This is a genomic window from Spirosoma harenae, assembly GCF_054776975.1.
Genome location: NZ_BAAHBD010000007.1, coordinates 418,605 through 438,272 on the forward strand (window position 1 = coordinate 418,605; position 19,668 = coordinate 438,272).

Annotated in this window: 16 protein-coding genes; 13 read left to right on the forward strand and 3 right to left on the reverse strand. The window is 46.1% G+C overall.

The features are described 5' to 3' along the window. The first annotated feature begins 275 nt into the window (after positions 1-275). The 7 genes from ACYVE4_RS07680 (at position 276) to ACYVE4_RS07710 (ending at position 7,908) form a co-directional block, all read left to right on the forward strand. Entirely contained in the window at positions 276-1,076 is an 801-nt protein-coding gene (locus ACYVE4_RS07680) for a Rossmann-like and DUF2520 domain-containing protein (RefSeq protein WP_460996637.1), read from the forward strand. 113 nt (positions 1,077-1,189) lie between these two features. Further along, entirely contained in the window at positions 1,190-2,215 is a 1,026-nt protein-coding gene (locus ACYVE4_RS07685; RefSeq protein WP_460996639.1) for a WD40/YVTN/BNR-like repeat-containing protein, read from the forward strand. A gap of 72 nt (positions 2,216-2,287) precedes the next feature. Then, positions 2,288-3,403, forward strand: coding sequence for a glycosyltransferase family 4 protein (locus ACYVE4_RS07690; RefSeq protein WP_460996640.1), 1,116 nt, complete (start codon positions 2,288-2,290; stop codon positions 3,401-3,403). Next, positions 3,400-4,578, forward strand: a complete 1,179-nt coding sequence (locus ACYVE4_RS07695; protein ID WP_460996641.1) for a glycosyltransferase — start codon at positions 3,400-3,402, stop codon at positions 4,576-4,578. Before ACYVE4_RS07690 ends, ACYVE4_RS07695 begins: the two co-directional genes overlap by 4 nt. Before the next feature lie 171 nt (positions 4,579-4,749). Then, positions 4,750-5,790 (forward strand): M48 family metalloprotease, encoded by a 1,041-nt coding sequence (locus tag ACYVE4_RS07700; protein ID WP_460996642.1) that lies wholly within the window; start codon positions 4,750-4,752, stop codon positions 5,788-5,790. A 70-nt stretch (positions 5,791-5,860) separates the two neighbouring features. Next, the gene (locus tag ACYVE4_RS07705) at positions 5,861-7,315 is read left to right on the forward strand and encodes a BNR-4 repeat-containing protein (protein WP_460996643.1); all 1,455 of its coding nucleotides are present in this window, start codon (positions 5,861-5,863) and stop codon (positions 7,313-7,315) included. Positions 7,316-7,635: 320 nt separating this feature from the next. Beyond that, positions 7,636-7,908, forward strand: coding sequence for a hypothetical protein (locus ACYVE4_RS07710; RefSeq protein ID WP_460996644.1), 273 nt, complete (start codon positions 7,636-7,638; stop codon positions 7,906-7,908). Positions 7,909-8,142: 234 nt separating this feature from the next. Here ACYVE4_RS07710 and ACYVE4_RS07715 read toward each other — a convergent pair whose 3' ends face one another. Together ACYVE4_RS07715 and ACYVE4_RS07720 are read right to left on the reverse strand one after the other, a co-directional pair. After that, positions 8,143-8,910 (reverse strand): LytR/AlgR family response regulator transcription factor, encoded by a 768-nt coding sequence (locus ACYVE4_RS07715; protein WP_460996645.1) that lies wholly within the window; start codon positions 8,908-8,910, stop codon positions 8,143-8,145. Continuing rightward, the gene (locus ACYVE4_RS07720; RefSeq protein ID WP_460996646.1) at positions 8,907-9,971 is read right to left on the reverse strand and encodes a sensor histidine kinase; all 1,065 of its coding nucleotides are present in this window, start codon (positions 9,969-9,971) and stop codon (positions 8,907-8,909) included. Before ACYVE4_RS07720 ends, ACYVE4_RS07715 begins: the two co-directional genes overlap by 4 nt. A 256-nt stretch (positions 9,972-10,227) precedes the next feature. Here ACYVE4_RS07720 and ACYVE4_RS07725 point away from each other — a divergent pair, with 256 nt between their 5' ends. From ACYVE4_RS07725 to ACYVE4_RS07750, 6 genes are all read left to right on the forward strand, one after another. Next, positions 10,228-12,864 carry a TonB-dependent receptor gene (locus tag ACYVE4_RS07725; protein ID WP_460996647.1) on the forward strand — a complete coding sequence of 879 codons (2,637 nt, stop codon included), beginning with the start codon at positions 10,228-10,230 and terminating at the stop codon, positions 12,862-12,864. A gap of 226 nt (positions 12,865-13,090) precedes the next feature. Continuing rightward, on the forward strand, positions 13,091-13,684 hold the full coding sequence (locus tag ACYVE4_RS07730) for a YceI family protein (protein WP_460996648.1): 594 nt from the start codon (positions 13,091-13,093) through the stop codon (positions 13,682-13,684). Positions 13,685-14,008: 324 nt separating this feature from the next. Further along, on the forward strand, positions 14,009-16,369 hold the full coding sequence (locus tag ACYVE4_RS07735; protein WP_460996649.1) for a DUF7133 domain-containing protein: 2,361 nt from the start codon (positions 14,009-14,011) through the stop codon (positions 16,367-16,369). Positions 16,370-16,503: 134 nt separating this feature from the next. After that, complete coding sequence (locus ACYVE4_RS07740; RefSeq protein WP_460996650.1) at positions 16,504-17,616, forward strand: hypothetical protein; 1,113 nt, start codon at positions 16,504-16,506, stop codon at positions 17,614-17,616. Beyond that, a complete protein-coding gene (locus tag ACYVE4_RS07745) occupies positions 17,600-18,718 on the forward strand; it encodes a hypothetical protein (protein WP_460996651.1) in 1,119 nt (372 codons plus the stop codon). The genes ACYVE4_RS07740 and ACYVE4_RS07745 overlap by 17 nt, the downstream gene beginning before the upstream one ends. Positions 18,719-18,822: 104 nt before the next feature. Next, positions 18,823-19,332, forward strand: coding sequence for a pyridoxamine 5'-phosphate oxidase family protein (locus ACYVE4_RS07750; RefSeq protein WP_460996653.1), 510 nt, complete (start codon positions 18,823-18,825; stop codon positions 19,330-19,332). A 55-nt stretch (positions 19,333-19,387) separates the two neighbouring features. Here the strand turns inward: ACYVE4_RS07750 and ACYVE4_RS07755 are convergent, their stop codons facing one another. Further along, entirely contained in the window at positions 19,388-19,624 is a 237-nt protein-coding gene (locus ACYVE4_RS07755) for a GlsB/YeaQ/YmgE family stress response membrane protein (RefSeq protein WP_460996654.1), read from the reverse strand. Between the last annotated feature and the right edge of the window lie 44 nt (positions 19,625-19,668).

Sequence of the window (19,668 nt, forward strand, 5' to 3'; positions counted from 1 at the left end):
CTCTATCAAACGGCCAAAAACCGCCCGTTCGTCTATTGAGCAGGCAGATTTTTTATCAAGTTTTAACTTTCGCTCGATGGGCATAAGTCGCAAAATTATACATTATGATGACATCGTACGAATCGCTCAACCAGATGTATTTGTCAGGAGAACCATACGATGAGGGAGCCCTACAATTACCGGGCCATATTCTATCAAGTTAGATCACTCGAAGATAGAACTGTAGAAACAAAGACCAATAGCGTCGATTCAGCTAAAATAGGCTATACTTGAATATGGAAATTTCGTTTATCGGTGCGGGTAATCTGGCCTGGCACCTTGCTCCAGCGCTGGAAAATGCAGGACATCATATCAATGAAGTCTATAGCCGTCAGTTAGATCATTCCCGTCAGTTGGTTAGTTATCTGTACGATGCCAGTACACATTCTGAGTTGAATTTTGCTGATAGCCCGTCGCAATTATTTATTCTGGCCGTAACGGATCAAGCCTTGGAAGAAGTTTGTTCGCGGCTGGTACTTCCCGAAAATGCCATTGTTGTACATACCGCAGGTGGGCAATCGTTGGAAGCTTTGGAACACTGGATAGCTATTTACAGTGATGTACCGGTTCGGACGGGTGTTTTCTATGCGCTTCAAACATTTACAAAGGGGCAGTCTTTTGTGCCTTTTGACGAGATTCCGTTGTGTATAGAAGCATCTGATCCAGCTACTGAAGAAGCATTAGTGCAGTTGGGGCAGGACATTAGCAATATCGTTTATATCATCACGTCAGAAGAAAGGCGGACGCTACATGTTTCAGCCGTATTCGCCTGTAATTTCACCAACCATTTGATTGCTCTGGCACACGATCTGACTACGCAAAAAGGGTTGGAGTTCGACCTGCTGCGACCGATCATTAGTGAAACATTCCGAAAAGGACTGGCGGCTACAAACCCCGCTAACGTTCAGACAGGCCCCGCCCGTCGCGGTGATTTAACTACTCTTGACGCTCATCTGGACTATCTGCAAGATCAGCCCGAACTCGCTGAGATTTATCAGGTTCTAAGTGAAAGTATTCAGCACTATTATAGTCGTTAAAAATTTTATTTTGTCATGCTGCCGAACGAAGCATCTTACAGGTTCCTAGCTAATCCGTTTTGATACTTTAAGATGCTTCGTTCGGTAGCATGACAAAAAAATCACTCTTTTTCATGAAGCAATCACTGCGCCTGTTGGCTCTATTTTTTTTGATACCGTTTTTCGGGTTTGCTCAATGGCAAGCTCAATCGGTTGGTACCGATGCCAGTTTTCGGGCTGTTAGTGTCGCTAGTCCTGATGTTGCCTGGATTGGAGGTACAAAAGGTACGTTTGTCCGAACGGCGGATGGCGGCAAAACCTGGCAAACGGGTTCGGTACCCGACGCACAAACCTGCGATTTCCGGGATGTACAGGCGATAGATGCCCAAACCGCTCTGTTGATGAGTGCCGGACCTGCTGAAAATGGTCAGGCACGTATTTACAAGACAACCGATGCTGGTCAAACCTGGAAACTACTCTATCAGACGCAGCAAAAAGGCGTGTTTTTCGACGGTATGGATTTCTGGGATGATCAGCACGGAATTGTATTTAGTGACCCAATTGACGGACGATGGTTTATGTTGACGACCGACGATGGCGGGCAAACCTGGCAACCCGTTCCGGCAACCCGTTTGCCATTGATGGAGCCAAACGAAGCCGCTTTTGCCGCCAGTGGCACCAGCCTTGTTGTCGAAGGAAAACGGAATGTCTGGATCGCTTCGGGTGGAGGTGTATTTGGGCGTGTTTTCCGGTCTCGTGATCGAGGCAAAACCTGGGCCGTTAGCAGCACATCCCTACCTGGCGGTGAAGCGACTGGACTGTTTGGGATGCGTTTTTTTAGTGATAAAGCAGGTATGGTTGTTGGAGGAAATTACAAACAGGAAAGCAAATCCGGCCCCAATGCAGCCATCACCCGTGATGGTGGGCAAACCTGGCAAAACGTTACGCCAACCGATCCTCCCGGCCTGAAAGAAGCCATTGCGCTACTCCCTGGCGACCGATTGCTGACAGTAGGCCCATCAGGAACCAGTTTATCCGCCGATCAGGGCCAAACCTGGCAAAAACTGGATACAGAAGGATTTCATTCAATGGGCTGTGTAAAAGGTACTTGCTATGCCGTTGGAGCCAAAGGCAAAGTAGCCATACAACGGTTTAAATAGGGCCTGTCGACGAGCCTGGCTTTTCCAGTCATAACCAACGACACGGAGTTTATGTGTAAACTTGCACCGCATATGAAAATCTTGTACGATCATCAGGCGTTTACAGGCTCGCGGTTTGGAGGGGTATCCCGGTATTTTTACAACTTAATGGTGGGGCTCCGAGAGAAAGGCGTTGATATTGATCTGTCGGTTTTGTTCTCGAATAATCACTATCTGATCGACGGCAGTGAATTCCCGGCTCGCCCGTTTCGGTACACGTTTGGCTATATGAATACAAACCGGATGGTGTCGCAGGTCAACCGTTTACGGAGTACAATGCGATTGCTTCAGAAAGATTATGATCTGTTCCATCCGACGTTTTTTCACCCATACTTCCTTAAATTCATCACTAATAAGCCGTTCGTTCTTACTTATCACGATGCTACCAAGGATAAGTTTGGTGCGAAATTTCAGCATTTGGACAACAGCTCGAAGCAGAAGAAAAAGATGCTTTTGGAGCGTTCGGCTCATATTATTGCAGTCTCGGAAAACACCAAAAACGATCTGACCGAAATTTTCGAAATTGATCCGGCTAAAGTCACGGTGATTTATCATGCCAGTAATTTTCGAAACTTAGTTGTCCCGGATAGCTTTCAGCTCAAACTGCCTGAATCGTATCTGTTGTACGTGGGTGATCGGGGCAGCTATAAAAACTTTTTACCGTTTCTGAATGCCGTTGCTCCTGTACTGAAGAAGTATCCAGATGTACAACTGATCTGCGCAGGAGGAGGACATTTTAAAGCTGACGAGAAACAACTGATCAATGAGTTGGAACTCAATGGGCGAATACATTTCTATGCCATTGACGATTTTAGTTTATATCGATTATATCAGCACGCTATAGCGTTTGTGTATCCCTCTCTGTATGAGGGATTTGGTATTCCTATTCTGGAAGCGTTTGCTGCGGGTTGTCCGGTTGTGCTCAGCAATACATCCTGTTTCCCAGAAGTCGCACAAGATGCTGCACTTTATTTTGACCCCGAGTCAGATACGTCTATTCAGCAACAAATCGAAACCATTATTCTGGACGAATCCTTGCGGGCCACTTTACGGCAGAAGGGGTATAATCGCCAACTGGATTTTTCGCTCGAGAAAGTGACCAGCCAGACCCTGCAAGTCTACCAGCATGTTGTAACGCAAGTATCGTGAGAAGAATTCTGCTATTTGATACCATTATCGATGGTCATCACCCCGACTATCTGTGCCATCTGATCAGCTATTGGCTTCATACCCAGCCAGAAGGCGAACTGGTTGTTGCAACACCAGCGTCGTTTGAACCTATATTTCGCCAACTGCATGAAAAGGCTCCTGAAGTAACAACGATCCAATTCGTGCCTATCGAGCAATCTGAAATTGATTTTACACGACAGGGATCGATGATCCGTCGCTCGTTTCGGGAGTGGAATTTATTGCTCAGCTATAGCCAACGCTATCAGGCAACGCATGTGTTGCTCATGTATTTTGATATTTTTCAACTGGGCCTTTGGTTGGGAAGAAAAGCTACTAGTCGGGTATCGGGTATTTATTTTCGTCCCGATTTCCATTACACGCGAGCAACAGGGCTGAAATCCTATCTGAATAAGTTACGAAAAAAGCTAACCCTTCGCGGACTGCTTAATCAAGGTGCGCTAACCAATTTATTTTGCTTGGATCATTCTGCGGTGCCGTTATTGAACGAGATCAATACGCAGGTAAATGTGATTGCCCTTCCCGATCCGGTAAAGTCTTATCCGATTACTACTGCCGAAAGTGAAGCATTGCGAAGTGAGTTACAGATCGATCCAGACCGGAACGTATTTCTGCTCTTCGGCTATTTGGATGATCGAAAAGGAATAGAGCCGGTTCTGGATGCGCTAAAGCAACTTAATCCGGCTGCGCAAGAGAAAATTTGCTTTCTGTTGGTAGGCGCTATCCAACCCGATTATCAGGTAAAAATTGAACATCAAATTGCTGAAGTCGGTCCAAATGTTCAGATTGTCACAGTATTTAAAGAAATAAAAGGACGCTCAATTCAGCTTTATTTTGACGTATCGGATTACGTGCTTGCTTTATATCAACGCCATGTTGGGATGGCTTCTGTTATCATTCGGGCAGCGATATCAGGCAAACCACTAATCGCATCTGATTATGGCTATGTAGGTCATGTAGTGAGCCAGAAGCAATTGGGTATCGTAACCGACTCAACGTCGCCCGAAGCCATCAGTCAGGTTCTGGAACAGGTTTTGACAGAAGGGATGACTTATTCTAGCAAAAATCTTCAGGAAGTGGCCGATCAAAATTCAGACGTATCGTTTGCCAAAACCATTTTTGATAATCTGGTCTAATTCTCCCGTTCTAAAAATGAATGTCTTTGTCATTCCGACGATAGGAGGAATGACAAAGACATTCATTTTTAGCTTTTCCCTACAGCTTTCGACTCTCTATTTTCATTCGATATAATCTTCGCTCTTGTTCATTCGTTATTCTGCCGTGTTGAACGATTAACCCATTTGGTTATGCCTGTGAGAGCGGCTTTCTCTTTACCTACTATTCTCTTGTGCGCGGCCATTACTGGCCCTTTATCTGCTCAAATTCCTTCGTCGGGTTCATTTATTTGTAGTTATACAGGCAGCAAAGTGGCCTCAGACGTAGTTTGCGCACCGACAACGAATTCCAATGCGCATGCTGAGCGCGTTGTCGACCGTATTCTGAAGCCGATTGGCCTGATGCGAAACTTCAAAGTCATTGAATGTTCCAACACGTCTAACTGCTTTGCGACCGTCCTGAAAGGGCAGCGTTTTATCGTTTATGATGGCGCGTTTATGCAGGAAATCGAAGAAGAAACCGAAACAGACTGGTCGGCGATCAGCATTATGGCGCATGAAATCGGCCATCATTTACAAGGGCACACGATTGACGGTCGGGGCGGACAACCGCTGAAAGAAATTGAAGCCGATAAATTTTCGGGATTTGTGCTGCATCAATTGGGCGCTTCGCTGGAGGAATCGCTCGTGGCAGTTCGGAAATTGGGCAATGAATACGCAACCTCGACCCATCCGGCGAAACCTGCTCGAATTGATGCGATTCGAAAAGGATGGCTGGAAGCCGAAGCTATGTATCCCAAAAGCCGGGTAATTGTCAAAACACCGGCTGCTATGGCGCCTAAACCTATCGCTACCACTACACCAGCCCCAACACCAACTCGTGTAGTGGTAGCGCCTAAAGCGCCTGCACGCACATCAGTAGGCTGCGTTTCGGGCGATTGTGAGGATGGGAAAGGCGTATTTGTGTACCCAACCGGTGAGCGATACGTAGGTGAGTTTGAGGAAGGCGACAAGCATGGTGAAGGCACGGAATATTACGCCGACGGTAAGATCAAATTCAAAGGGAATTTTCGCGACAACCTCCGCTCGGACTATGGCGTCTATTATTATCGCAACGGCGATAAATATATGGGCTGGTTCCAGAAAAATGTGCCGAACGGGAAAGGAACGTACTATTTTTCGGACGGAGAGAAGTTAGCGACCACCTTCCGAAACGGCCAGCCAGTGCAGTAAATAAAGAAAAGTAGATTTTCGAGCCTTCATCTTCACTAAGGGTAGTTTATCAATAACTATCTATAGAAAGATGAAGGCTCGATTTTTTTGTATACTTCTGTTTATCAGTTCGCTAAGTTATGCCCAGTTGCAAACGCTGAATCAGAAGGCCGCTGGTTATCGCGGAATTTGGTATTACAATACGAAAGTTCGGAATGAATATATCTACAAATACAGCGGTGGGCTGGGTACGTATCCGGCGAACCACTATCCCTTTTCAATCTATGCGCCAGCCGTAAATCGAACCTTTTTCTGCTACGGTGGCGTAACCGACTCAACTTCACAGGAACTATGCCATATGGTCGGTTTTTTCGACCATAAAACCGGAATGGTTTCCCGGCCAACGCTCCTGCTCAATAAAGCCACCGATGATGCGCATGATAACCCGGTTATTCAATTGGATAAACAGGGTTATATCTGGATTTTCTCGACTTCTCATGGCACCGAGCGGCCATCAGCTATCCATCGAAGCGACAAACCCTATGACATCAGCACTTTTCAGCGAATCGAAGCAACTCGGCTGGATGAGCAAGGTAAACGTATTCCCTTCGATAACTTCTCGTATCTGCAAGCCTACTATCAACCCGGAAAAGGATTCCTGAATCTGATGACCCATTACGATCGGGGAATGCTAAAATATGGGGCTACCAAACCCCGGCGAACCATTGCTTATATCACCAGTCCAGATGGGGTTAGCTGGTCGGCGTGGAAAAATATTGGTGCTATTGAAGAAGGTCACTATCAGTCCAGTACGCAATGGAAAAATAAGATTTGCAGTGCGTTCAATTACCACCCTGATACCGAAGTTGGCGCTGGTCTGGATCACCGAACGAATCTATATTTTGTTGAAACAGATGATTTTGGGGCTAGTTGGCATACGGCTGATGATAAGCCCGTTACAATACCATTAACCACAGTTTCGAACCAGGCGCTGGTGAAAGACTATAAAAGTCTGGGATTGAACATCTACATCAGCGATGTGAATTATGACCAGCAGGGCCATCCAATGATTCTCTACGTTACCAGCAAAGGGTCAGAACCCGGCCCGGCGAATGGTCCTTACGAATGGCAATTAGCCTATTGGACGGGTAAGGAGTGGACTATCCAGAAGGTTACCGAGTCGGATCACAACTACGACATGGGATCACTGTACGTCGAAGGGGCTTTGTGGCGAATCATTGGTCCCGCCAAGCCGGGCGCGCAGCCATTTGGTACGGGTGGCGATTTAGTATTGCTCGAAAGTCGGGATCAGGGTAAAAGCTGGAAAGCGAGTAAAGTAATCACACAAAACAATCTCCGAAATCAAAGTTATCCTCGCCGACCCGTTGCGATGCATTCCGATTTTTATGCGTTTTGGGCTGATGGAAACGCACGCAAGCCATCCGCAAGCTATCTATATTTCTGTAATCAGAAAGGAGACGTTTTTCAATTACCCGCTCAAATGAATTCCGAAACTGAAAAACCATTGCTCGTAAAATTACCATAACATAGTCCGTCCGATAAATATGACAATGCATTCGTGTAAAAAATCGTTTTCTATTGACATCCGTTTATCAACCTGAGCCATGCCGTTGGCTAATACCTCCTACGGTAGTCTACCTGGTTAATAGGCTGGCATGATATCTGATAGAATTGATTTAATAATGAATTAAAATATCGCGCATAGTTATTTCCAACTATGCCCTAATTGGCCCCATAAGGGCCTTTTAGTAGAATTACAAATTATATTTTAGTTAATTAGACAATTTTATCATTAAATAGTTAAATATTTGTTCTTTTTACGAATATCGCCAATATTATAATGCTATGGGTGCTGTAGTAAAACTTTCTATTAAAAACGTTATTGATCTCTGGTTCGCTGAAGACACACCAATCCGTCAATACAAAGCTCGAATGAATCCCAGGCTTTGGGAAACTTGCCAGGAGGTAAGTAAAAGTTTTGTTCCTCCTTCTGGCCGTTTATTACAATCGCAGTATAGGAAATCAGATAAAGTGGCCTTCGCCAAAATCGTATTAGAACGTTTGGGAGTATCCGAAACACAAGAAGATCACGAAAACTTACTTGAATTAGCTTACTAGAATTGCGCTCAAGAGAAATAAGCTGATTAGAAAACAGCTATTTATTGACTTCGAATAGATTGGCTACCTGCAAAAAATAAATGCCCGGTCGAAAGGCCGGGCATGATAAGCTATTTATGGGCTAGTTCGGAGAAGTTAGTATTGAGACGCAAATAGGTATCTCAAGTAACATTTTTGTCATCCTGACCGAAGGGAAGGATCGCAAACTATCTTTACTTAAAAACTTGTTTCCTACTAAAGCCAGCGGCTAATAAATTCACCGAACGTATCTTTATATTGGTCGCTCACTGGAATCGTAGTATGGCCAATCTGTACGGAGTTTCGGGTAACGGCACTGATTTTCCCTAAGGAAACAATAAAGGATCGATGCACCCGCATAAACTGGCGGGTCGGCAATTTTTCTTCCAATAATTTCAGACTTGTTAGCGATAACAGTGGCCGATCCGGATCGCTCTGACGGTATACTTTTACGTAATCTTTTAGTCCTTCGATGTACAGAATGTCATTATAAGCAACCCGCACCAACTGGTATTCTACTTTCAGAAATAAATAGTCGTCGACAGTATTAATAGGAGCTGGGGGAGCCAACGTAAGTGGAACCGGCGCTGATTCCGGGCGCTGTACTAACTCGAAATAATGCCGCGCTTTGCTGGCTGCTCGTAGAAATTCTTCGTAATTAAACGGCTTTAGCAAATAATCCAGCGCATCGACACGAAAGCCATCGAGGGCAAACTGATCGAAAGCGGTTGTAAAAACAATCCGTGTGGTTTGTGCGCCCCGGTTGTTTCGTTCCAGCACGCGAGCCAGTTCCAGACCCGTTAGATCGGGCATTTGTATGTCCAGAAAAATGACATCTACAGGATTTTGAAGAATACGTTGCAGGGCTTCTACCGCGCTACTAAAACGACCAGCTAATTTCAGAAATGGTGTTTTTTCGATGAATGCACAAACCAGTCCCAGCGCTAACGGTTCGTCATCGACGGCAATGCAGGTGAGTGTCATGACAAATTCAGGGTTAGTTGTACATGGTATTCATTGGCCAGCGTATGCTCATTAATGAGCAGCGTATAATGATCTGGGTAAAGCAGATCAAGCCGTCGACGTGTATTTGTCAAACCGATACCATTGCCCGCTTCGAGTGAAGTTGATTTTTGTGTAAATAACGTATTCTTGACATCCATCACTAATTGATGATCTTTCTGCTGAATATTGATTCGAATCCAGCTCGGGTCCAGGGTGCTGACACCGTGTTTGAACGCATTTTCAACAAACGGCAAAAATAACATCGGCGCAATTGCCTGATCGTGCAGGGGCGAAGGTTTATCGAGCGTAACGGTCACTTTGTCGGTGAGTCGCAGTTGCATAAGTTGGATGTAATCGCTCAAAAAATCGAGTTCCTTACTCAGCAATGTCGTTCCTGACTGAGTTTCATAAAGTACGTACCGCATCATACGCGATAACCGATGGAGCGCTTCGCGAGCAGTATCGCCATCGATTAGCGTGAGTGCGTAAATGTTATTGAGGGTATTAAAAAAGAAATGCGGATTGATCTGCGCTTTTAGAAACGATAATTCGGAGGTTGTTTTTGCCTGTTCGAGCGATAGGCGCAGGTTGGCGTCGGATTGCCATTTCTGTAATAAACTCATACTGGTACTCATGCCTAGTACCAATGCGATAGTAAATAAATTGGGCTGCACCCAACCGTATGGTTTGGGTTTACCGCTACCATCGGGATGAAAAGCCCGGTGCATCAGCCTTGCCAAATCGAACCCAAACTCGATGCTTGCCAGAACCAGCATGACCAGAAGAATAACTCCACCTAATGATAATAAGTAACGACTCGTTTGCCCTGGAAGCAAAAATCGAGGAACAAGTAGTTGCGCATTCAGGTAAAATACCCCAACCATCAAGGTGAAAAATATACCTTGTCGAACCCAGAATAGATCGGGGAGGTGAATGTCGGAATTGAACGTTTGGAAGAAAAGCAGATAACCAAGCAGCCCCCAACCGAGTAGATGAGTTAGCCAGGGAACATATCGACGAGAAAGCAAAGTCGTAGCCATACGCAGAAAAATACAGTACAAGTTTAGCGTATAAATGAAAGTAATACCGGGTTAATCGTCACATTTACAGAGTTTCCCGATGGTTCGCCTGTTTTAACCGACGAATCGCTTCGTTACGCCATCTGCGTGTGAAAGATTAGATTCATCGGCTAAAATGGCCGATCTGCCGACGTTTTAATCCTTCCTGTCTATTGTATTTTTTGAATTGAACAGTCCGATGTTGTTTTGCTTCGTCAATTATTGAATACAACAAACAATGCGTAAGCAACTCATACTTCTACTCCTCTTTGTTGGGATTGTTCAAGCCCCAGCCCTTTACGCTCAATTTGGCCCTCCGGGTGGTGGCCCCGGCGGTCCCGGCGGTTTTAACCAGGACAACCGTCGCCAGAAAGCAGAGTTTACCGGCGTGGCTGAAGAAACGCCAAAAGGCAATGGCAAAATATCAGGTTTGTTAGTAGACTCATTATCAGGCAATCCGGTTGAATTTGCGACAGTCGCCCTGATCAGTCAGAAAACCAATAAACCCATCGACGGAACAACATCGGATGCGAAAGGTAATTTCACCATGAGCAAATTAGCTCCCGGTGATTACCGACTTCAATATTCGTTTATCGGCTATAAAAATCTGGATTCCAAACCGTTCACGATTGCAAAAGGAACGGACTTGAAAGTTGGATCGGTAAAACTGTCGCCCGATGTTCGGACGCTGGGCGAAGTCGTTGTAACGGGACAAGCTGCGGTTATCGAAGAAAAAGTAGATCGACTGGTTTTCAACGCCGATAAAGATATGACCGCCAAAGGGGGCGATGCGTCAGATGTGCTAAAGCGTGTACCGATGCTATCGGTTGATCTGGACGGAAACGTGAGCCTGCGCGGTAGCCAGAATATTCGCGTACTGATCAATAATAAACCGTCGACCATTGTAGCCGCTAACGTAGCGGATGCCCTGAAACAACTACCAGCCGATATGATTAAATCGGTTGAGGTAATCACCAGCCCATCCGCTAAATACGACGCCGAAGGTGCTGCCGGTATTATCAACATTATCACGAAAAAGAATACGCTGCACGGACTTACGCTTAATGTCGATGCAGGTGTTGGCCTTCGGGCTTCTAACTTAGGGTTAAATGGCTCGTATCGGCAGGGTAAATTGGGTATTACACTGGGCGGTTTTGGCCGGGCCATGTACAACCGTGCTTCTTCGACGCTTGATCAGACAACATTGGTAGGTTCACAACAACTCCGGACAAGCCAAACGGGAACCGCATTCGATAAGCCAATATTTGGTCAATACACACTCGGCTTTGACTATGATCTGGCCAAGAATCAGTCGCTGTCGGCTAACGTTCGATTCGGCACACGTAATTTTATTCAAGACCAAAACCAGTTAACCAATATCTACGCGGGTAATGTATTACAAAGCGTGAGCAATCGAGATGTAGATCGGAAAGACCTCTCTAACTCGGTAGATATGAACCTGGATTATATCCGTACGTTCAAACCACAGCAGGAGTGGACAATTTCGACTCAATACAGCCGCACGAGTTTGGTCAATAATTTTTACGCGAATATTCTGGATCAAACAGGGATCTTAACGAGTCGTCAGCAGAATCTGAATAACAATACCAACCAGGAATTCACGATTCAGACGGACTATCAGACGCCCATCCGAAAAAATCAATTACTGGAATTCGGTGGAAAGGCGATCATGCGAAAAGTAGATAGCGACTACCAGTATAAAATTGGTGGTAGCACGGGCGAATTAGTGTATAATCCAGCTAGTCCGTCGGGTTCGCTCAACTACGATCAGAACATTGCTGCGGGTTATATTTCGTATACCTACGTAACGCCCAGCAAATACACGTTCAAAGTGGGTACTCGCTACGAGCACACGAGCATCAACGCCAAAGCCGACGAAACTAAGCCGTTGAACATTCCCGATTACGGCAATTTAGTGCCCAGCGTGAACGTCTCGAAAAGTCTGAAAGGTGGGTCGACGCTAAAAGCGGCCTATAACCGTCGAATTCAACGTCCGGGTTTGCAACAACTGAACCCAAACGTCAACGCGGCTAACCCACTCATGATTATGCAGGGCAATCCGACGTTGAGTCCAGAACTGACTGATAACGTTGAGTTGAGCTTAAGTTCAACAATTAAGAAAACGTATCTGAATGCGTCTGTATTCGGTCGGTTAACGAACAACGCCATTACGCAGATTCGTATTCCAGCCGATACCACAAACTCCACGTATCCGGCAGGAGCCATCATTACGACGTTCCAAAATATTGGTATTCAGCGTACAGTAGGCGCCAACGTCTTCTTCAATACCAACCTGACATCGAAATGGAGCATTAACGGCGGTCTCGATACGTACTACATGTATATGCAGGGTACAACTCCGGGTGCCGATGGCAAATCGATGACGATCAGCAATACAGGAGTAAGTATCGGTGGCCGATTGATGAGTCAGTTACAACTCGACAAAGGCTGGAGCGCGCAGGTATTCAGTTTCTTCCGTGGACCAAATCCGCAGTTGCAGGGAACGATGGGTAGTTTCTACATGTACTCGCTGGGCGTTCGGAAGGATTTGGCTAACAAGCGTGGTAGCATCGGTCTGGCTGCCGAAAACTTTGTTAGTAATGGCGTAACGATGCGGACTACCCTTAACTCACCGCTGCTGTCACAGACAAGCGTCACTCACCTGTACAATTCAAACCTAAAAGTGACGTTCTCGTATCGTATTGGAAAAATGACCTTTGAGCAGCCTCGTAAGAAAGCCCGCTCGGTTACTAACGACGACGTAAAAGGTGGCGAAGGCGGCAACGACGGCGGTGGACAGCCACAACAGGCTGCACCTGCCGGAGGTCAGCAAGGCGGTCGCCCACGAAACTGACAACTTGACTTTGTCATGCTGAGGAACGAAGCATCTTAAGATTGCCTAATCCTCAATCTGAAACGTTAAGATGCTTCGTTCCTCAGCATGACAAAATTCTTAGCTTCTCAAGTTTCTATACTAAGCAACCATACTAAGTAAAAAACCGTATGGAAGCTGAGTATAATTCTAAGTCAATCTTTGCTTAAACTTGTATTCTTATTCACTTAATCCAGTTTTATTATCAATGAAAAAACAATTGACCTTCTTAGCAATTACCGCATCGGCTCTGCTGACCTTCTCAACTACGTTCGCGCAAACCTGGTCTTTGGATAAAGCTCACTCAAAAGTTGGCTTTTCCATTACGCACATGATGCTGGCCGAAGTTGACGGTAGTTTTAAAACATTCGAAGCTAAAATTACGGCTGCTAAACCTGACCTTTCAGACGCTGTATTTGAATTTTCGACAGACATCAATAGTATCGATACAGGCAACGAACGTCGCGACGGAGATTTGAAAGGTGAAAAATGGTTCGATGCGGCTAAATACCCAACCATGACCTTCAAAAGCACATCGTTCAAAAAAGGTGCTGACGGGAAATATAAAGTTATGGGTGATTTGACCATGCATGGTGTTACCAAACCCGTCACGCTGGACGTTACGATGATGGGGCCAAAACAAATGCCCGGTCGTGATGGAAAACCAGGTCCAGAAAAAGTTGGCTTTAAAATGACTGGAACCTTAAAGCGCACCGATTTTGGTGTGGGCGGTTCAGGAGCAATGCCGGTTAGCGAAGAAGTTGAAATAAAAGCAGCTGGTGAGTTTCAGAAACAAGCGTAATTCGCTTAGCTGTTAATCGCGCTGATCGTTCAGGTTAGCACATATAATGAGTCGATTTTATCATTCTGGTTTTAGGCCGGATGATAAGGTCGGCTCTTTTGTATTTAATTTTACTAGTTCTCCTCCAATTTGTTTCTCCACGTAAACTCCCGTGTCTGTGTCCTCACAGACACCCTTCCGGATGGTAGGCATTGCTGACGCAGAGATGTCTGTGAGGACACAGACACGGGAATCTTTGATCTTTAAACTGGAAGTATACTAGTTGAGTATATAAACCTGGTTTTCATGCTTCTTGATGAATAGAATACCAACCTCCTAAACCTCATGAAAAGACAATTCTGGCTTGGAACCTTGCTGGCCGTAAGCGGACTCGTCATTACCTGTACCGTATCCAAAACAACACAGCAACCGACGGAGCAAACGGCCCAAACGGCTACGTCGTCGGGAACGGATAGCAATGCCAGGTTGCCCGTTAATCCGATTGCCAATCCAGCGCAGCTAACGCCTGAGCAGAGCCTGAACGCATTTCAGGTGCCCAAAGGCTATCACATGGAATTAGTCGCTAGTGAGCCGATGATTCATGAGCCGGTCACGATTGCGTGGGATGGTAATGCTCGCATGTACGTGGCCGAGATGGATACCTATATGCAGGATGCCGACGCAACGGGTGAGCATGATCCAGTAAGCCGGGTGATGTTGCTGGAAGACACGAATGGCGACGGCAAAATGGATAAGAGTTCGGTGTTTATCGACAAGCTTATGCTACCTCGCATGCTTCTGTGTGTGAACCACGAACTGATTGTAAACGAAACCGATACGTATGATTTGTGGAGTTATAAAGACACGAATGGCGATGGCGTTGCCGACGATAAAAAACGCATTTACCACGTAGACCGCAAAGCACCGGGCAACCTGGAGCACCAGCGTAGCGGCCTGGACTGGAATCTGGATAACTGGATTTACCTAACTGTCGATCCCGTCCGGTTCCGATATACCAACGGAACAATACAAATGGATTCACTGCCAAGTGGTTCCAATGGCCAGTGGGGATTAACACATGACAATTACGGGCGATTATTTTTTAGTAGGGGTGGGGGCGAAAATGCCGGTTCTGGCTTTCAGATCAACCCTAAATACGGCGCTCTCGAATTTGCCGACGCCTACGACGAAGCCACGTTCAGCCCCGTCTGGTCGATCATTGCCAACCCCGATGCGCAAGGCGGTCCCCGTCGATTGCGGCCCGATAGTACGCTCAATCACTTTACAGCCGGTTGTGGACAATCGATCTATCGGGGTGATAAACTGCCTGCTGATTTAGTTGGCGATTACCTGATTTGCGAACCCGTTGCCCGAATTGTACGACGTGCTCATGTGAGTAATAATCAGGGTAAAACCCAGCTCGAGAATGCCTATAAAGAGCAGGAATTTATTGCGTCGTCGGATTTTAACTTCCGTCCCGTCAATACCTATACCGGCCCAGATGGAAGCCTCTATCTCGTAGACATGAATCGGGGTATTATCCAGGAATCGCAGTGGACGCCCAAAGGGAGCTGGATTCGTCCGCAGATTGAGCGATTGGGTTTGGATAAACACATCCAGCACGGGCGCATCTGGCGACTAGTACAGGATGGCGTAAAACCCGGCCCAAAACCGCGTATGTTGGATGAATCAGCTAATCAACTGGTAACTTATCTGGATCATGCTAACGGTTGGTGGCGTGATAATGCGCAAAAGCAATTGATCGCACTGGCTGATAAATCAGTTGTTCCGGCATTAAAGCAGATAGCAACAGGTCAGCAAGCAAGTTTATCGAAGAAACCTAGTGCATTGGCCAGAATTCATGCCCTCTGGACACTGGAAGGGCTGGATGCCATCGATCCCGCTACGATAAGCACAGCCTTGAAAGATGAGGATGCACAAGTTCGTCGGACGGCTGTCTGGATCAGTGAGTCGTATCTAAAGAAAAACGACGAAAGCTTAATTAATCAGGTTGCTTCGTTGAAAAACGATCCTAGCATTGATGTGCGGGTGCAGATACTGGAATCGCTGCATTACAGCACGTCTGATAAAGCGAAATCAGTTATTCAGGAATTGCTCGCTCAGAATGCATCAAACCAAATGCTGACATCTGTTGAAGCCAGTATTCAGAAGAATTACGATTTCAAACGGTATGGCAGCAAATTAGGCCGGTTAGCTGAGGCTGATCGGGTGTTAGTGTTGCGTGGAGCCGAAATTTTTAAATCGCTGTGCTCGTCGTGCCATGGTACGGATGGAAAGGGATTAGCCAGTCAGGTAGCTCCACCGATTGCTGGTTCCAAACACATAATCGAAAACGATATGCTGCTCAAAATTCTGTTGCAAGGTCTTACGGGACCCGTTGAAGGCAAAACATACCCGACGCTTATGCCGTCGATGGCTGAAAACAACGACGAATGGCTGGCGTCCGTGGCCAGTTATATCCGCTACGAATTTGTCTCAGCTGCCAGTTTTCCTCCACCCGTACCACCTCCGCCCGGTTCTACCAACGCCAGTTTGGCGAATCGGCCAGTTACGGCTTCTACGCCAGGCGGTTTCCGGCGATTTCAACCGATCATAAAGCCGGCCGATGTCGCTAAACTACGGCAGGAAACTGCTTCGCGAACAACGCCCTGGACCTTGAACGAATTGGAAAAAACGGGCCAATAGCTAAGAATTTGGTTAGTATAAACCCCTGATTGCTACCGCCAGGCAAATAGCCTGAATTGCTGTTTTGAAATAAAGTTTAACCTGATTACTTTCGGGCTGATAATCAACACGTTCTCTAAACCAACTATACAGATATGAAGAAACTATATGCAGTAATGGCGGTCGGCGTTGTTGGGCTGTTACTGTTAGCGACAACCACCCGAACAGTCCGTAGTCAGTATGGACTTGTCGTGGGTACGCCTGCCATTAAATCCATCAACGCGCTGGCTTTTGGGCCGGATGGCGTGTTGTTTATTGGCGATGGACGGAGTGCCGCAGTTTTTGCGGTCGATACGAAAGATGCGAATGCGGTTGACAAAGCTAACCCGGTCGAAATCAAGAATGTTGATCAGAAGATTGCTGCTTTGTTGGGAACGGATGTAGCTAACATCACGATTCAGGACATTGCGGTGAATCCAAAATCAAAGAATGTGTATTGCGCTGTTCAACACAGCGATGGTACGCCGGTTTTGCTGAAAATAGAAGGAGATAAACTAACCCCAGTTTCGCTGAAAGAGATTCCGTATTCGACCGTAACCTTAACAAATGCCCCCGCCGAAGATGCCAAAGATCGCCGGGGTGAGTCCCTTCGTATTGCGTCTATTTCCGACATGGGCTTTGCCGATGGGAAAGTACTGGTAAGCGGTTTATCGAATCAGGAATTTGGCTCTACCTTCCGCAGCATCCCGTTCCCATTCACGAATGCACAGGATCAGGCGTCGCTGGAAATCTACCATGCAGCTCATGCTAAATACGAAACGATGGCTCCGATCAAGACGTTTACGACGACCGAAATCAAGGGTAAAAAATACTTGTTGGCGAGCTACACCTGCACCCCACTGGTGTTGTTCCCCATGGATGAACTGAAAGCTGGAAAGCATGTAAAAGGTCGGACCGTTGCTGAAATGGGCAGTGGTAATCAGCCATTAGATATTGTTACACTCACGAAAGGAGGGGAGTCATTTGTGATGATGGCGAATTCGAATCGTCCGGTTTTCAAAGTAAAAGCCAAAAGTATAGAAGATTATCAGGGTGCATTAACAACGCCAGTGGTCGAAAACTTTGCGACAGCTGGAGTCGATTTTGTATCGCTGCCGATTACAAACGTAATCCAGCTTGATAAACTGGACGACAGCCGCATGGTATTGCTCCAACGTCGGTCAAACGGTAGTCTTGATCTCTGGACTTCCAATGAGCGGTATTTATAAATATCCTTACTCCGTATTCTTCAGGCTATGCGCATTGTATAGCCTGATTTTTTTTATTGCCTATCTGTTCGGTTCCTGCCAATCGTCCGATACTACCGATCTGTCTATTCGTTGGAATGATAAACGAGCGACAGGTATTACCATTCCAAATCGCCTGATAGAATCTGTACCGGACGATTCGCTGAATCAGTTAGTAACCGTGCGATTAGCGGATCAGGAAACACCGATTGCCGGACAGCTTCAGCGAACGGATAACGCCGTCATTTTCGAACCGTTAGTTTCATTTACACGTGGTTTGCAGTATACCGTTTGGCTGCGAAATAAGCCGCTGGGCGAGATTGCAATTCCAACCTTAGAGTCTAGTGACAAACCGACGCTGCTAGCGATTTATCCATCGCCCGATTCGCTGCCGGATAATCTGCTGAAAATGTATCTCCATTTTTCGCGCCCGATGCGGGAAGGTCAGTCGCTGAAGTACGTTACCTTACTCAAAAACCAAACCGATACACTACCGGGCGTATTTCTCGATCTCCAGCCCGAACTCTGGAATGCCGACCGAACCATACTAACCCTCTGGCTTGATCCTGGTCGCATCAAACGGGATTTACAGCCAAACCAACAGTTGGGCGCTCCATTGGTGGCAGGTGCATCGTATAAGTTAGTTATCGATGGTAACTGGCCTGACCAGCAAGGCGCTTCATTAGGCAAATCGACGGAAAAAGTATTTCGAACCATTCGTCGGGATAGTCTTTCGCCAAATACCGATCGATGGAGTGTTCATTCTCCAAAATCAGGCAGTACAGAATCGCTGGCTGTCAATTTCGGAGAATCACTCGATTATTATTTGCTGACCGAAACGCTATACATTTTACAAAGAGATGGAAAACTAGTGGCTGGTTCGTGGAAAATCGGTAAAAATGAAAAACAAAGCCAGTTTGTCCCAGATATGGCATGGCAATCCGGCCAGTATAAATTACGAATTGAGAGCCGATTAGAAGATTTGGCGGGCAATAACCTTAATCGCCCGTTTGACCGTGATATAACGAAGGAAATGCAGTCAAGCAATCAGCCTTTCAGAGAGCTAACTTTCGTCGTAAAATAATAGCGATTGCTGGGCCATTGACTCAACTTGCCTACAATTCACAGTCTATTGGTAAAACCCTGACCCTTGACGAACGGTTACGAATAGAAACAAACCGAAACGTTATGGAAACTGAGCAAACCCTGAACACAATAGAAATTGAAACCCTCCGCGATAAGATTAAAGGCATCCGCGTTGCCATGATGACTACATTAAGCGAAGATGGCAATTTTCACACTCGGCCAATGGCCACGCAGGAGATGGAAGACGATGGTACAATGTGGTTTTTTGCCTACGATAACGCCCCTAAAATAAACGAAGTCGATAAGAACAGCCAGGTGACGCTGAGTTTTTCAGACTCTGGATCAGAAACCTATGTGGTTACCTATGGATATTCTGAGGTTGTTAAAGACAAAGCTAAGATGGACGAACTATGGAGCGACGCGTTAAATACGTGGTTCCCAAAAGGGAAAGATGACCCTAGTATTGTCTTGTTAAAAGTAACTACACAGGCTGGTGAATATTGGGATCATCCGGGCGGTAAAGTAATGAGCTTGCTGGCAATGGCAAGAGGAGCGATTACTGGTCAGCCAGATTTGTCGAGCCGTAATGAAAAATTGGGTGGTCAGCCTTAAGAATAGAATAGAAATTATATAAAAGGGAGCCCGTTTTGAGCTCCCTTTTTCGTTGCTAGAATAACCGACCAATAAAAATCAGTACGATAGCGCCACCTACTGAAATAAGTAGATTCATTATCAGACCATCATTATCGGGATCATTCCCAAGCTTTTTGGCGATGAATCCACCCACGAATCCGCCAAAAATACCCAGTAAAATATTGACGATAGCCGAATTATGGCTGTCCATGATGACGCTGGCCAGATAGCCAGCTACTCCACCGATCAGAATAGAATAGAGAAAGCCCATGAGTTAAGGTGATTAGGTGAAACGCCAATATGGCGACACAATGG

Coding starts and splice junctions, on each gene's coding strand:
- ACYVE4_RS07715 (WP_460996645.1), bottom strand. CDS start 8,910: ATGACACTCACCTGCATTGCCGTCGATGACGAACCGTTAGCGCTGGGA.
- ACYVE4_RS07720 (WP_460996646.1), bottom strand. CDS start 9,971: ATGGCTACGACTTTGCTTTCTCGTCGATATGTTCCCTGGCTAACTCAT.
- ACYVE4_RS07700 (WP_460996642.1), top strand. CDS start 4,750: ATGCCTGTGAGAGCGGCTTTCTCTTTACCTACTATTCTCTTGTGCGCG.
- ACYVE4_RS07725 (WP_460996647.1), top strand. CDS start 10,228: ATGCGTAAGCAACTCATACTTCTACTCCTCTTTGTTGGGATTGTTCAA.
- ACYVE4_RS07680 (WP_460996637.1), top strand. CDS start 276: ATGGAAATTTCGTTTATCGGTGCGGGTAATCTGGCCTGGCACCTTGCT.
- ACYVE4_RS07705 (WP_460996643.1), top strand. CDS start 5,861: ATGAAGGCTCGATTTTTTTGTATACTTCTGTTTATCAGTTCGCTAAGT.
- ACYVE4_RS07745 (WP_460996651.1), top strand. CDS start 17,600: ATGAGCGGTATTTATAAATATCCTTACTCCGTATTCTTCAGGCTATGC.
- ACYVE4_RS07685 (WP_460996639.1), top strand. CDS start 1,190: ATGAAGCAATCACTGCGCCTGTTGGCTCTATTTTTTTTGATACCGTTT.
- ACYVE4_RS07730 (WP_460996648.1), top strand. CDS start 13,091: ATGAAAAAACAATTGACCTTCTTAGCAATTACCGCATCGGCTCTGCTG.
- ACYVE4_RS07740 (WP_460996650.1), top strand. CDS start 16,504: ATGAAGAAACTATATGCAGTAATGGCGGTCGGCGTTGTTGGGCTGTTA.
- ACYVE4_RS07690 (WP_460996640.1), top strand. CDS start 2,288: ATGAAAATCTTGTACGATCATCAGGCGTTTACAGGCTCGCGGTTTGGA.
- ACYVE4_RS07750 (WP_460996653.1), top strand. CDS start 18,823: ATGGAAACTGAGCAAACCCTGAACACAATAGAAATTGAAACCCTCCGC.
- ACYVE4_RS07735 (WP_460996649.1), top strand. CDS start 14,009: ATGAAAAGACAATTCTGGCTTGGAACCTTGCTGGCCGTAAGCGGACTC.
- ACYVE4_RS07755 (WP_460996654.1), bottom strand. CDS start 19,624: ATGGGCTTTCTCTATTCTATTCTGATCGGTGGAGTAGCTGGCTATCTG.
- ACYVE4_RS07710 (WP_460996644.1), top strand. CDS start 7,636: ATGGGTGCTGTAGTAAAACTTTCTATTAAAAACGTTATTGATCTCTGG.